General features: G+C 63.6%; 11 protein-coding genes. 1 reads left to right on the forward strand and 10 read right to left on the reverse strand.

All coding sequences use genetic code 11. The annotated features are described in order from the left end of the window. Positions 1-253: 253 nt before the first annotated feature. From O7A05_RS08010 to O7A05_RS08055, 10 genes are all read right to left on the reverse strand, one after another. The gene (locus O7A05_RS08010; protein ID WP_337092459.1) at positions 254-1,537 is read right to left on the reverse strand and encodes an O-antigen ligase family protein; all 1,284 of its coding nucleotides are present in this window, start codon (positions 1,535-1,537) and stop codon (positions 254-256) included. 28 nt (positions 1,538-1,565) lie between these two features. Next, positions 1,566-2,657, reverse strand: coding sequence for an acyltransferase family protein (locus O7A05_RS08015; protein WP_337092460.1), 1,092 nt, complete (start codon positions 2,655-2,657; stop codon positions 1,566-1,568). A 119-nt stretch (positions 2,658-2,776) separates the two neighbouring features. Further along, complete coding sequence (locus O7A05_RS08020) at positions 2,777-3,955, reverse strand: polysaccharide biosynthesis/export family protein (protein WP_337092793.1); 1,179 nt, start codon at positions 3,953-3,955, stop codon at positions 2,777-2,779. A gap of 185 nt (positions 3,956-4,140) precedes the next feature. Beyond that, positions 4,141-4,818: a sugar transferase gene (locus O7A05_RS08025; protein WP_224511615.1), complete on the reverse strand. Its 678-nt coding sequence runs from the start codon at positions 4,816-4,818 to the stop codon at positions 4,141-4,143. A gap of 741 nt (positions 4,819-5,559) precedes the next feature. After that, positions 5,560-7,566 (reverse strand): ABC transporter ATP-binding protein, encoded by a 2,007-nt coding sequence (locus tag O7A05_RS08030; protein WP_337092461.1) that lies wholly within the window; start codon positions 7,564-7,566, stop codon positions 5,560-5,562. An 8-nt stretch (positions 7,567-7,574) separates the two neighbouring features. Beyond that, positions 7,575-8,552: a serine kinase gene (locus O7A05_RS08035; RefSeq protein WP_337092462.1), complete on the reverse strand. Its 978-nt coding sequence runs from the start codon at positions 8,550-8,552 to the stop codon at positions 7,575-7,577. Then, complete coding sequence (locus tag O7A05_RS08040; RefSeq protein WP_337092464.1) at positions 8,549-10,459, reverse strand: lasso peptide isopeptide bond-forming cyclase; 1,911 nt, start codon at positions 10,457-10,459, stop codon at positions 8,549-8,551. The genes O7A05_RS08035 and O7A05_RS08040 overlap by 4 nt, the downstream gene beginning before the upstream one ends. A 3-nt stretch (positions 10,460-10,462) precedes the next feature. Next, entirely contained in the window at positions 10,463-10,879 is a 417-nt protein-coding gene (locus O7A05_RS08045; RefSeq protein WP_337092465.1) for a lasso peptide biosynthesis B2 protein, read from the reverse strand. Continuing rightward, positions 10,863-11,162 (reverse strand): PqqD family protein, encoded by a 300-nt coding sequence (locus tag O7A05_RS08050; protein ID WP_224584657.1) that lies wholly within the window; start codon positions 11,160-11,162, stop codon positions 10,863-10,865. Before O7A05_RS08050 ends, O7A05_RS08045 begins: the two co-directional genes overlap by 17 nt. Positions 11,163-11,319: 157 nt before the next feature. After that, a complete protein-coding gene (locus tag O7A05_RS08055; protein WP_095769314.1) occupies positions 11,320-11,472 on the reverse strand; it encodes a lasso RiPP family leader peptide-containing protein in 153 nt (50 codons plus the stop codon). A 501-nt stretch (positions 11,473-11,973) separates the two neighbouring features. Here O7A05_RS08055 and O7A05_RS08060 point away from each other — a divergent pair. Then, positions 11,974-13,221 (forward strand): nucleotidyltransferase family protein, encoded by a 1,248-nt coding sequence (locus tag O7A05_RS08060; RefSeq protein ID WP_337092466.1) that lies wholly within the window; start codon positions 11,974-11,976, stop codon positions 13,219-13,221. The last annotated feature ends 3 nt before the right edge of the window (positions 13,222-13,224 follow it).

The raw sequence follows: 13,224 nt of genomic DNA on the forward strand, positions 1-13,224 counted from the left end.
AAACCGGACCTGGCCAGTACGACCGCCCTCCGCGATCGCAACCGCGTGCTTCTTCTTGGCTACATCAAACGCAACAAATGCTTCGCTATACTCTCCCATGGCTCGCCCTCCGTGCGTGAGGATCGGCCCGGCCCATCCGAGCAACCCTCGTCTTTTAATCGCACGAAAGGGCGGGCCACCAATCTCCGCCTCGGAACATGACGTCTAGAGCTTTTGTTTACGCCGCCGCCCACTTTTCCTGGAATTGCTCCAATCAGACCGGGGCCGGCATACGGCCATTGGCGGGACTCTCGTCCTCGGCTGGAAGGGCCGCCCCGCGGCGCCGGAAAGCCGGCAACGGCGTCAGCGTGAACAGGCCATAATAGACGATGAAGGACGCCATGAAATAGGGGCCGAGCATCTCGACCTCGAAGAAGGAGCGGATCAGCATCAGCCCGGTCGCGCCGGCAAGCACCACCGAGTCGGCGCTCCATTCGCCGAACACCACTTTCGACACATGACCGTAGAAAGAGCGCAGGATGACCAGCGCCAGCAGGGTCACGCCGATGAAGCCGATCTCGACCAGCGTCTCGACATAGGTGTTGTGGAAATGGAAGCCGGAGCGCGTCGAGATATAGAATTCCGCCCACAGCCGCTCCGGATCGGCAAAACCCTGCACCCAATAGGCGGCATAGCCATAACCGAGCAGCGGATGCTCCTGCGCTGCTTCCCAGCCCTGCTCCCAGAGATAGGTGCGGCCGGTAAGCGTCGAATCCTTGCCGAAGATGCCGAGCACGAAATCCAGCAGGCCGAGGTTGAGCGCTGCCGCGACGCCCGTCACCAATGCGCCGGCGCCGACGATGAACAGTACGCGGCGATAGCGCAGCGACAGCACCTTGGTCATGCTGAGCAGCATCACGATGCCGATCACCGCCGGCAGCGAAGCCACCGACGTCGCCGAATGGGCGATGGCCAGCATATAGACCGACAAGAGCATGATCGGTGCGGTCCAGACGAAGCCCAGCCAGTTGCGCCGGTAGAAGGTCAGGAACGCCAGGCAGAAGAAGATGCCCAGCGAAGAGAAGAAGCCGATCTGGTTCTTCGAGCCGAAGGCGCCGACGAAATTGACCGTGCCGTCGAGCGTGTCGAGCGCGTAACCGCCGACTCCAAGTGAATAGAGCAGAACGAAGAAGATGCCGATCAGCGAACCCACCACCAGCGTGCGCACGCTGATTGTGCGCGCCGCGACATAGGCGCAGACGATATGTGAGGAATATTGCACCGCCGCGCGCGCGCTGATGCCCGCCGCCTGGGACCAGAACACCGAGAAGCAGACATAGGCCGCAAGCAGGATGGGCAGCCAGGCGCTGGATAGCCTCCAGGTGAAGCGCCGGTAATCGACGAACAGCAGCGGCAGCCAGACCGCGTAGTAGGCGAGGATCAGGATCTGGCCGAAATTGGGCGAGTAGGCGAAAGCGACCATGGAAACCGCGACGGCGAAGGTGCCGTAGGTCTCGTTGCGATCGGGATCGATCAGAATGGATTTCGGAATCTTCATGCCGGATTTTGTCCGTTGAGCCCTTTTCCTACGCCACGGCCCGGGCGCGCTTCATCTGCCGCTGCAGGAAGCGCCGCACCGGCTCGTCATAGACGCGCGTCGCGATGTCGGCAATGACGACGACCGAGGCCGCCATCACGATGCCGAACCAGGGATGATGCGCGAAAGGATCGATCGAGAAGGCCTTGCCGGCCCCGGCGATGATCATCAGCATCGGCGTGTGGATGATGTAGATCGGATAGGAAGTCCGCCCGAGCCAGCCATAGAAGCCTGACAGAAGCGGCGCGGTCGGGGCCACCGCGCCGGTCATCACCATGATCGGGAAGGCGATGACGATTGCCGCGAGGTCGTAGACAACGCGCGCGCCGCCGGCCGGAGCGATGGCGAAGACGGCAAGCGTGAGCAGGATCGCGCCCTCGACCCACAAGCCGCGCCGCAGGAAGCCGAGGCTGCCCTGCCAGCGCGTCATCGACCGGCAGAGCAGCACGCCCAGGAAGAAGGAGAATGTCACCCGCGGCAGGCCGCTGAGGATGGTGTTGCCGGTCATGCCGAAATCCAGCGTGCCGGCCAGAATCGAAGCGACGCCGAGCAGCACGAGGCTGACGGCGACGATCCCCGTCAGCACGCGCCGCGACAAGAGCACGAAGACCGCGACATAGGCGATGTTGACGATGAGCTCGAAAAACAGCGACCACGACGCCGGATTGAGCGGGAAGATCGTGTGATAGGCATCGCTGACCAGCGGGATGAAGAACATGCCGGTCGTCAGCTGCATGCCGATCTCGGACAACGGCATGTATTCGGCCGGCATCAGCCTGTTCTTGACCAGCAGATAACAGAAGCCGAGCAGCGTGCCGGCGAGATAGAGCGGATAGAGCCGGATCAGGCGGATGGCCACGAACGTGCCGAAGCCCATGCCGTTCTCGATCTTGCGGTCATAGGCATGCGCGATAACGAAGCCGCTGAGCAGGAAGAACAGATCGACCGCGAGATAGCTCGACGGCAGCACCTTCCCGTTGGCCAGGAACGGCGAGAAGTGGTAGAGCATGACGCTGATCGCCGCCACGCCGCGGATGGCGTCGAGATTGAGATACACATGACGCGGGGCTGCGGGCTGCATGTTATGCCTTCAAGCGGGTCCAAACAGATCGCTCGCCCGCGCTGCGCGCGAACGAGCCTGGCTTGTCCCTCCCGCCTCCGGTTCCCAGCTTCGCCTTGTGCGATCCCGGGCCGGCAGCGCTACTGGCTGGCCGTCGGCGCCAGCTTGACCTTGATCACATCGCCCGGCAGGACGGGCGTGTCTTCCTTGGCCTCGACTTCGCTCGTCTTGCCGTCAGCAATCCGCACCAGCGAATAGAGCAGGGCCGGTTCCTGGTCGCCGGTGATGCTGGCTGCCGTCGCGGGGTCCGATGCCTGCGCGATCAGGCCCTTCTGCATGCCGGCCTTCAACGTCGCCTCGTTCAGGTCGGCCTCGGTCTGCTGACGGCTGGCGGTAAGGGCGGAGTTGAGCGAGTTTCTGGCGTCGATGGCATCCTGCTCAGCCTTGCTGATCGACTGCTTGGCGGTGAGGATGGCCGTCTCATAGTCGAGGATCTTGCCCTGCAGGTCGGTGACCGACTGTTGCGAGGAAAGCAGGCGCGCATTGGCTACCAGGCCCTTCTGCGCCAGCGGACCGATGCTCTCGGCCTGCTTCTCGGCCAGGTCGACCTGCTTCTGCTGGTTGGTGATCTTCTTCTGCAGCGATTCGATTTCCGCTTGCAGAACGCCTTTCAGGTCGTCGAGCGCATCGAGCTTCAGCTTCAGCGATTTCTGGTCGGAGACAAGGATCGCCATTTCGTCGGCGACGATGGTCGCCAGTCTCGGATCGCCCTCGATCTCCTTGGGCACCTCGAAACTCGTCTTACCGGCAAGATCGGCATCGATCCTGGCTCGCTTGACCAGCAGGCGGATACGCTGGTCGTCATAGATGTCGAAGCTGCCCTTGGCGGTGACCAAATCCTTGCCGAGTTGCGGACCATAGTCGGCGTTGCGCCTTATGCCGCCGGCAATGCTGATTGCCTTGAGCACGGTCAAATCGGGCACGAAGGGAAACTGGCCGGGGTTCTGGACTTCGCCCGAAATGTAGAACGGCCGGAACTGCGCCATCTCGACCGAGGCTTCCGGCTTGTCGGCTAGCGCCAGCTTACGCTGTAGCGCGAGCCCGATCGCCGAAGCGACCTCCGCCGTCGTCTTGCCGGCGGCCTGCAGGTTGCCGACGAACGGCACCGAGAGCGTTCCGCCCGGGCCGATCGAATACTCGCCATTGACGGCCGACCAGTCGCGGAACGTGCCGTCGACCGTCTGCCATTCGGCGACGCGGATGTTGAGCTTGTCCAAGGGGCCAAGCTGATAATCGCCGGCGGCGGCGAACTGCGGCATGGCCAGCGACGCCGCAAGCAAGACGCCCGCGAAGCGGGCTGGCGTCCTGGATATGAGACCGCAGGCGAAAGACAGTCCGAAGAGGTATTTTGTCAAATGAACGTTTCCGATCCGCTTTGGCCCCATCCGCCCGATGAGATCACTGCCGGATGCCTGCCCCGAGTTCGGCTGGCAGGCCCCGTCGGTCAATAGCTGCCGCGCGACATCCACACGGCAGGAACCGTCTTGAAGATGATGCGAATATCCTGAAACAACGACCAGTTCTCGACATAATGGCGATCGAAGGCGACGCGGGTGTCGTAGGATACGTCGTTGCGGCCGCTCACCTGCCACAGCCCGGTGAGACCCGGGCGCGACTTCAGGTAATAGACCGCGGCGCTGCCATAGATCTCCAATTCGTCGCGCACGACCGGGCGCGGGCCGACAAGGCTCATGTCGCCCTGCAGGATGTTGAGGATCTGCGGCAGCTCGTCGAGGCTGAGCTTGCGAAGCACCTGGCCGACGCGGGTGACGCGCGGGTCGTTCTTCAGCTTGCGCGTGGCGATCCATTCGGCGTTGGCTTCCGGATTGGCCGCCAAATACGCGGCGAGCACGCGCTCGCCGTCCGGAACCATGGTGCGAAATTTGAGGCAGGAGAAGATCCTGCCGCCGCGGCCAATCCGCTTATGGCCATAAAAGATCGGACCGTTGTCCGAAAGCTTGACCAGCAGAGCGATCATCAGGAAAAGCGGGCTGAGCAGGGCTAGCCCTGCCAAGGCACCGACGATATCGAAGCTGCGTTTGATCAGACCGCCGATGGGGGGTGGAAAATCAACGCCGACCTGCGCAAAACCCGCATTAGCCGACTTGGCGACGTCCCTCATGCAGAAGCTCCATACGTTGAACGGATGGTTTACGGCAAGATACCAAAAAAATGCTGCAGCGCAACACACAATTTCCCATCACCTTGAAATGTTCACGTCATGAATTGACTAAATAATAAACCTGCCCTGCCCAAATTTTCACCTTTGTGGCACGTTTATGACGGGTTGTGATCAAACCAGGAAAATGTAGTCCGCCATTCGGGCCATTTTTGGACAGTGCATTCTTTGCTGCAGAAGAAACGCGGTTGCAAGCCGCTGGAATCACTCGTCAGGGTAAGTTATTCAGGTAAAATACTAATCAAAATGGCGAGTTTTACTGAAGCGACAGACGGCTCATTGATTAGCTGCCGGAGCCACAGTGTGCGACGCAGCATGGCAGAGTCGATCTCGTAAAATCGTTGGAAACCATACCTGCACGGCCTTGCTACGACCGACCCGCCTTAATAGAGTCGCAAATTGTTCCTGTCATAGTCTGCATGGGTAAGGAAGGCCGGAAGCAACCGGCCGGATTGGGCAGCCATAAAGAGCTCTTTGGCGCAACGGGGAGTTACGCGGGTGGGTAAGTCGCAGCTTCTGCATGCTCGTCTCGGTTGAGGAACCGGCGAACATGTCTCTGCCAAAATTCATCATAGGAATGATGTTCGCGCTGGCGATCGTCATCGGCTGGTCCTATTTCGATGGCGCTTCGGCGGGCACCATCCTGCTTCGCGCGGTCGTCTGCGCCGCGATCATCCAGGCGGGCTATTTCCTCCTGGTCTTCGCCATGATCGGCAGAACCACGCCGACATCGGCCGACAAGGCCCGAGAGGCCGATCGCGGCATGATCCTGAACAAGGTCGCCGACGGCGAAAAGCTAGCGCCAGGCGCGGCCTCCACTGAAAGTTCGACCGGCGTCGGCACCAGTTCCGTCTCGACCGACGGCGCGCCGTCGCGCTCGGCCTGCTCGCCGGACAGCATCCTGGCAAGGCGACTTCCGGCTTTCGCCTTCAGCCGCCGATATTGTCCGACTTCGACGATGCGTCCGTTCTCCATAGCCACGACCCAGTCGGCAAAGGCGATCATCGACGGCCGGTGCGCGATTGTCAGGATCGTCATCCGGCCGCGCAGCGCCTCGATCGATTGCGCGATCAGCGACTGATTCTGCCAGTCGAGCGCGCTCGTCGCTTCGTCGAGAATGAGCAGCGACGGTTTGCGCAGCAGCGCTCGCGCCAAGGCGATGCGCTGCCGCTCGCCGCCGGAGAGCCTGACACCGCGGTCGCCGACCACCGTTTCGAGCCGCAATGCCAGCCGCTCCACGAAATCGGCCGCATGGGCGTTGCGCAGGGCCGCCCATAATTCTTCGTCGCCGGCTCCGGGCGCGGCAAGGCGCAGGTTGGCGGCGATCGTGTCGTGCAGCAGGAACACGTCCTGCGGCACATAGGCGACCTGATCGCGCCAGGCCCTGCGGTTCCGGGCGGTGATCTCCACCCCGTCGGCCAGGATTCGGCCGCTGGTTGGTTCGAGCAGCCCAAGCAGCATGTCGGCGATCGTGCTCTTGCCCGAGCCGGAAGGGCCGATCAGCGCCGTCACCTTGCCGGCCGGCAGGCCGAACGTGATATCGCTGACCACCGGTTTCCCGTCGCCTTCGCCATAGGCGAAGGAAACATCGCGGATGTTGAGGCCCGTCTCGAGCGCGAGTTTCGCGTCTTGTTCGGCCGCGCTCTCTTCCGTCTCCCGCTCGGCATCGAAACGGGCCTGAAGATTTTGCATCGAAGCATAGGCTGGCAGGTTGATCAGCACCTGCTGCGTCTGAAGCTGCATATCCATGAAGCGCGGCGCGACGCGCATGAAGACCAGGAGCAGCACGACGATCTCGGCCAGCGACAGGTGGAAGCCGACCAACGCAATATAGATGAACAGGCTGAGCCCGATCACGCTCGTAACCTGGAACAGCGCGGTGCCGAGCGAGCTGCTGCGCACAAAGGCGATGTTGTCGGCCTTCATCCTGTCCAACGTCGCGCGGAGCTCGGCAAAGTAGCTTGCCTCGACATTCAGGCTCTTGGCCACCTTGATGCCGCCGAGGAACTCGGAGACGGTGCGGTACTGGTCCTGGCGGTTGCCGGTCAGCATGCGGCCATAGGCGCTGGCGCGCGCCCTGAACGGTTGCAGGGCGACCAGCAGCACTAGCCCGACAAGGATGGCGAAGCACGTCATCACCGGCGAGATGAACAGGGAGACAACGAGATAGCCGGTGAGAAGCAGCGTCGCCTGGGTCAGCATCAGCAGCGAGAAGGCCGCCACCTGCACACGGTCGACGTCGCCGTTGAGCGCATGGTCGAGATCGGAGCTGCGGATGCGGGTGAAAACGCCCCAGCGCGCCCTGCCGACGCTCTCGAACAGGTTCATGCGCACGCGGTTGACGAAGTCATAGAGCAGCCGCGCCATGTAGACCGACTTGAAGCGATTGAAAATTGCTTGCAGCGCCACCAGCGCGACAAGCAGGCAGAGCACTGTGGCAAGCGACAGCGTTCCGCCGGGCACCAGCCGATGCAAGGCCTCCGGAACCCGCACCGCATAGTCCTGGTCGGGTTTGCCGATCAGGCGCAGCAGCGGAACGAGCAGCAGGATCGAGATGCCTTCGGTGAGACTCCCCAGGATCAGGAAGGCAAGCGCCGTCGTGGTGCGCCGCCCGCCGACATGCGTCATCATGGCGCCGAATCCGGCAACATCCCGGAAAAACGACAGGCGAAGCTTCGAGGACCAGCCCATGCCTTGGCTCACCTTGTCCCGGACGCCAGGTCGGTTTCGATCGCGGCGACCGCTTCGCCGATCCTGGCGAGTCCGGCCGGCACTTCGAGGCGGCTGACGCCGACCCGACCGGCGACCTGTGCGCATTGGCGCAGATGCGCGGCGGCAAAATCGCCGGGAAGCGCCTGCCGGCCGAACCGCGTGATGTAGGAGAATTTGATGATCGCCGGCAGCGCGGCGGCCCCGGTCAGCGGTGAGATCGCCGCCCGCCCGCCGCGCTCGAGCATGTAGATGCGCGATACCGGCACCGCGTCGGCGGCAAATCCGTCATGCAGACGGTGCTGCGCCTTGTCGATCTGCGGATGCACCTGCGGACGCACCTCCGCCTGCTCGAGGCGAATGGCGCTGGCCGCATCCGCAGCGAGCTTGAGCTGCGGAAATCCGGGCAGGATCATCGGCCGCTCCGGATGGGACAAGTCCAGCGCCACGACGTCGTCGGTGAGCAGCCGATGGCCGGCGCGGATCATCGCGCCCGCCATCGTCGACTTGCCGGCGCCCTTGTCGCCCATGAAGATCACGCTCCTGCCACCAACTGCAATGGCGCTGGCATGCAGCACGAGCAGCCCGCGTCGATGCAGGGCAAGCGCCATCACCGGCCCGAGCAGCGGAAAGGCAAGCAGCGGGTCATCTACTCCGGGCGCCGGATCGACCTCGATCCGCTTGCCGCTGATCATGAAGGTGCCGACCGCCTGCCAGGAAAGATATTGGCGCGTCGGCTCGAATCGGAACGCCGTGGCGCCCTGCGAGGCGCCGTCGGGAAAGTCGACCGGCCCGACCGCGATCTCCAGGTCCGGCGTCGCCGGTGCTGTCGGCTCCAGTTCCGGCAAGGCCACGTCCGAACTGACGATCAGCCCGTACGCCCTGTAGAAATGGCGGACGCGTCCGCCCGGCGCCGTGGTCGCGTTGGCGGGCTCGGATCGCGCGAGGGAAGCGATCGGGAGGTTCATGCGGGGCTTCCCTGGATTTGCCGCAGCCACAGCGACAGCGAAACCGAGCGCCAGACATGCTGGACGTCGGGCAGCGTCGCCTGCTCGGGCTGGCTGAGCAGGCGCTCATAGACCGCGTTCACTTCGGGCAGGTTGACATAGGGCGCGATCCGCTCGCTGTCCGATATCAGCAGCCTGTCCAGAAGCTTGCGGTGGTTGCCGAGCATGCCCTTGACCAGGTTGGCGGTGAAATCGATCTTGTCGCGCCGCCACTGCACGGCCGGCGGCAGCACGCCTTGCATGGCCCGGCGCAGCACGTGGCGGCCAAACCCGTCCTTGAGCTTTTCCTCGCCGGGCAGCGCCAGGCAGAACTCGACGAGCGGCTTGTCCCAGAACGGATAGCGCGGCTCGACGCCGAAATTGGCGGCGGCCTTGTCGAGCACTTCGAAGGCGTGCGGCACCAGTCCGGAGGACAGCAGCCAGCGATGCGTCAGCGCTTCGCTGGCGGTAACGGAGGCGGGCATGTAGCCGCTGCGATGGAAACGCTCGGCAAGGTCGGTGCGCTTGGCAAGCTCCGGGTTGACCAGGCCCGTCCAGGCGCGCGCGGCTTGCGCCGGCCTGCGCCTTACCTTGCCGACGACGCGTCTGGCCATCGACCGCATTCGCGCTATCCGCCAGGCCGGTCCGTAGATGGTCAGGAACTTGAAATAGAGGGAAAACATGCCCTCGCCATAGGTGTTGGCGGCGCTGTGCAATTCACGCCACAGCTCCAGCCACCTGCCGGCATTGGCGAGTTCGTGAAGGTGTCCATGGCCCTGCGAGACGACCTCGTCGCCGCCATGCCCGTCGAGAAGCACTTTGACGCCCTTGGCGCCTGCCGTGCGGTAAAGGTCGCGGGTCAGCGACAGGCCGGGCGCCAGGAACGTGCCTTCCTGCTCCTCCAGGATGCGCTCGAATTCGGCGAAGGGCGCGTAATTGCTCACCGCAATCAACGTGGCGTCGAGCGGATTGTCGTCGAGCACCGCATCGATGAACGGCTTCTCGTCCATGGACGAATCCTTGTCGAAGACTAGCGAGAAAGTCTTGAGCTTCGGGTTGCGCTCAGCCGCCGCGCGAAGACCGGCAACACAAGCGATCGAGGAGGAATCGAGCCCGCCGCTCAGCATGGCGCCGACGGCCGGCGTGCCGCGCATGCGGTTCTCCACTGATTGCGCGAAGAGATGCCGGAATTCCTCGGCCGCGTCCAGGCGTGGCGGCCGCTGCGACGGCTCGATCTGCCAGTAGCGCCGCAGCACCACCTGGCGGTCCGCCACCATCATGCTGTGCCGCGCCGGCAGGCGGAAGATCTCGGCATAGGACGTGGCCTGCGGATCGTCCGGCAAGCCGGCAAGGAAGCCGGAAATCTGGTGTTCGCTGAGCCGCCTGCCGACGCCGTCCAGCGCCAGGATCGGCCCGATCTCCGAGGCGAAGGCAAAGCGCCTGCCGGTCGAATGGTAGTAAAAAGGTTTGACGCCGAAATGATCGCGCGCACAAAACAGCGCCTCGCGCTCGCCATCCCATATCGCGAAGGCGAAATCGCCCTGCAGATAAGTTGGACAGGCCTCGCCCCATTTGAGGTAGGCGCGCATGATGAGCATCGCGTCGGCCATCCACCGCTCGCGCAGGCCGAGCCGCGCCAGAAGCTCGTCGCGATTGTCCAGCCGGCAGTCGGCGGTGATGGCGAGCTTGCCGCCGGCCATCGTCAGCGGGCCGGGCCCGTCCTCACCGGTCGTGTCGAGCCAGGCGTGGCCGAGCGCCACGCTGCCCTCGGTCCACCATGAGCTGCCGTCGCGGGCCCGGTGGCGCATGCGCGAAAGCATCTCTTGGATATTGCCGGCCCCGGCGGGCCGGCCATTGTCGCTGAACACGATTCCGGCGACGCCGCTCATCGCTCACGACCCATGGTCGACCAGATGGGCAAATCCATTGATCGAGCCGCCAAGCACGATGTGGTTGCCGCTCATCAGCCAGGCATGCGCCTTGAGCTCGCTGCCGGTTCCTTTCTCGACGCCGATGCTGATCTTCGAGGCGTTGCCCTGACGGGCGAGCAGATATTGCCCGGCTAGCGCCTGAGTGAGGCAAGTGGCGCCCGGCACGAGCTGCGCTGCGGCGGCAACGCCCCATGCGACACGCCGCAGGTCGGCGATCCCGGGGTCGCGCGTGGCGTCCAGCCGTGTCACGATGCTGCGGACACGATTGTAGGACGACAGCGACAGGGCCACCCGCACCGCGCTCACCACCATCAGGCAGCGCGCCAGAAACAGCATCTCCCGGCCGCTCAGCGAGCGGAGCCTAGACCAATTCCTCATGGTGGAGCCTCGCAAGTCCTGCTTCGGTCAGCCCCTTGAGCAAGCCCTCGACATCGGCCTTGCAGCGCTCGGCATCGACATTGTAGCGCGCAAGCACGGCGCTGCGGATATCGAGGATCGATCGCGGCTCCTGGATCTGCTCCCAGATGAAGGCACCGACGCTGTTCAGGCTGTAATAGACGTTGGATTTGAGGTGGAGCAGCGCCAGTCCGGCGCCGAATTCACATGCGACCGCCTCGCCGGTCGCGACCACGCGGTCATGGTCCGAGGGGTTCCAGTCCATCCTAAAACCTCGTTGCTGGCCACCGCGCCCTTGGGCCTTTCGCCGCGGATCGGTTGCCGGCGATCCTCGGCAGGAAGCCGGGGGAACAAAGGCCCCCCGGCTCACCTGTTGGAGAGCATCCGGAGCCCCAACTTAGACATCCGGATGCCTGTAAGCTTTAAGAGAAGGTCAGCTCGCCGACCGGCGTGTGCGCGGGAAAGCTCGCGTCAAGCGCCGTCGTGCCGGCACCGCCCTGCGTGATCGTTTCAATCGAACCGTGAACCGTCAGGCTGGGGGTCTCGTACTCATGCTTTTCAACATTCTGTTCCATTCTACTCTCCAATTAAGGACCTGGAAGCGGCTGCAGAATGCCGCCAGCATATGCTATGCTGCAATGCGATTGCTGCACGGCAACATCTATGAGTCAAGCCTGATTTACCAGGCATTAATCAATTCTTGGTTGCACCCGCATCCGTTGGTAATCAAGGCGTAGGCAGCGTCATCCTAAACCTCACCCATCCAGGAATTCAACCGTAGGTCCTTGCCGTGCGGGTAAGCACTTGATTTATCTACGATAATTCTCCAGGCGAAAAATACATCTCGCAATTGCGAAGAAATTGCCACCAAAAATCGTCATTTTCCGGCCTGCCGGAACGTCCCGGGGAGTTGTCTTCAAAAGTGATTGAACGTGTAGCGATTTTAAACGCTGGGGTTGCGGTCAAGAGGCGGCCTCAGCCGCTCTTGGGATGATCGCGTCAATTTTTCCGATGCTTTTCTTCGCAGTTGCGATATAAACCGTTCGGGCGGCATTTCGCGGAGAACGACATCGGGCATGGCGGTGCAGGATGGCTCCTATGAGAGGCTGCGCGCCGCCGGCTGCGCAGACGAAGTCGCCTATGTGCAGGCCTGCCTGAGGCTGTTTTTCGCGCCACGAGGCCCCATCACGGATGGTCGGACCGATGTGCCCGCGCCGACCGGCTCGGCCGCCTCGATCACGGCGGCCCCGATCTCGGCGGCCCCAATCTCGCCGGGCAAGATCGCTGACATCGCCAGGCTGAACAAAGTCGCCGTGTTCCTGCTCAAGGCGCTCAAGCGTGCGCCCGGCGGCGCTGCGCCTGCGGAATTGTCTGAATGGCTCGATGGCTACCGTCGGCGCACGATGTCGATGAACGCCGCCTGCATCGGCGACTCGATGGCCATCGATCGCGCGCTGCGCGACAGGCAGGTCGATTTCGTCTTCCTCAAAGGCCCGCTCCAGCAGCATCTGCTCTATGGCGACCATTTCATGAAGCCTTCCGGCGATGTCGACATACTGGTTTCGCCGGCGCGCTTTGGGCAAGCCCGCGAGGCGTTGCGGGCGATCGGCTACGAGGTTGCCGGCAAATCCCGTTCCGTCTGGTGGGTCCGCTTCCTCGGCGAGCAGCACATGGTTCGCGAAGATGGCGCAAGGGCCTCGACGGTCGACCTCCATCACCGGCTGCAGCAACCGGGCTCGCCGAGCCCGCGCGACATCGACGGCTTCCTGCGCCGCAAACGCGAAGTCGAGGTGGCCGGAGCCGTCATGCCGGTGATCTCGGCGGCCGACACGCTGCTTTTGTCATCGATCAGCGTCGCCAAGGCCTTTTTCAACCGCGAGCCCTGCGCCGGCTATGTCTGCGACGTCAGGGCCAGCGCCAGCCGCCTGAACGAAGCCGAGCAGCAGAGGGTGCTCGATCACGCCGCCGGACAGGGCTTGGCGGACACACTGCTCTTGGGGTTGCGCGCCGCCGACGTGTTGCTCGGCGCCACAGACACGCTGCTTTCGGATCGCGCCACCCGTATTCTGGCCCGCATCGGCAACGCCGACCTCTTCCACATGGTCATGGCACCCTGGCTCGCCTCCCTGCGCTGGCCGCAGCGCCGCCATGTGCTGTGGGAACTCTGCGGCCGCGAGCCGGTCCGCTACCTGGCGGAAGCCGGCTGGGCGGCCTCCGCCGACCTCAGCCGGCGCATTTTCGAGCGTCCGGCCGCGGTCGAGCCGGCGCGGAGCGAAATGATCAAAATCGTGGGCGGGGCGGCCAATCATGCAAGCGAAAGGTGAGCC

It is taken from the genome of Mesorhizobium argentiipisi (SeqCode) (genome assembly GCF_037179585.1).
Taxonomy (GTDB): Bacteria; Pseudomonadota; Alphaproteobacteria; order Rhizobiales; family Rhizobiaceae; genus Mesorhizobium; species Mesorhizobium argentiipisi.

Coding starts and splice junctions, on each gene's coding strand:
- O7A05_RS08010 (WP_337092459.1), bottom strand. CDS start 1,537: ATGAAGATTCCGAAATCCATTCTGATCGATCCCGATCGCAACGAGACC.
- O7A05_RS08015 (WP_337092460.1), bottom strand. CDS start 2,657: ATGCAGCCCGCAGCCCCGCGTCATGTGTATCTCAATCTCGACGCCATC.
- O7A05_RS08020 (WP_337092793.1), bottom strand. CDS start 3,955: ATGCCGCAGTTCGCCGCCGCCGGCGATTATCAGCTTGGCCCCTTGGAC.
- O7A05_RS08025 (WP_224511615.1), bottom strand. CDS start 4,818: ATGAGGGACGTCGCCAAGTCGGCTAATGCGGGTTTTGCGCAGGTCGGC.
- O7A05_RS08030 (WP_337092461.1), bottom strand. CDS start 7,566: ATGGGCTGGTCCTCGAAGCTTCGCCTGTCGTTTTTCCGGGATGTTGCC.
- O7A05_RS08035 (WP_337092462.1), bottom strand. CDS start 8,552: ATGAACCTCCCGATCGCTTCCCTCGCGCGATCCGAGCCCGCCAACGCG.
- O7A05_RS08040 (WP_337092464.1), bottom strand. CDS start 10,459: ATGAGCGGCGTCGCCGGAATCGTGTTCAGCGACAATGGCCGGCCCGCC.
- O7A05_RS08045 (WP_337092465.1), bottom strand. CDS start 10,879: ATGAGGAATTGGTCTAGGCTCCGCTCGCTGAGCGGCCGGGAGATGCTG.
- O7A05_RS08050 (WP_224584657.1), bottom strand. CDS start 11,162: ATGGACTGGAACCCCTCGGACCATGACCGCGTGGTCGCGACCGGCGAG.
- O7A05_RS08055 (WP_095769314.1), bottom strand. CDS start 11,472: ATGGAACAGAATGTTGAAAAGCATGAGTACGAGACCCCCAGCCTGACG.
- O7A05_RS08060 (WP_337092466.1), top strand. CDS start 11,974: ATGGCGGTGCAGGATGGCTCCTATGAGAGGCTGCGCGCCGCCGGCTGC.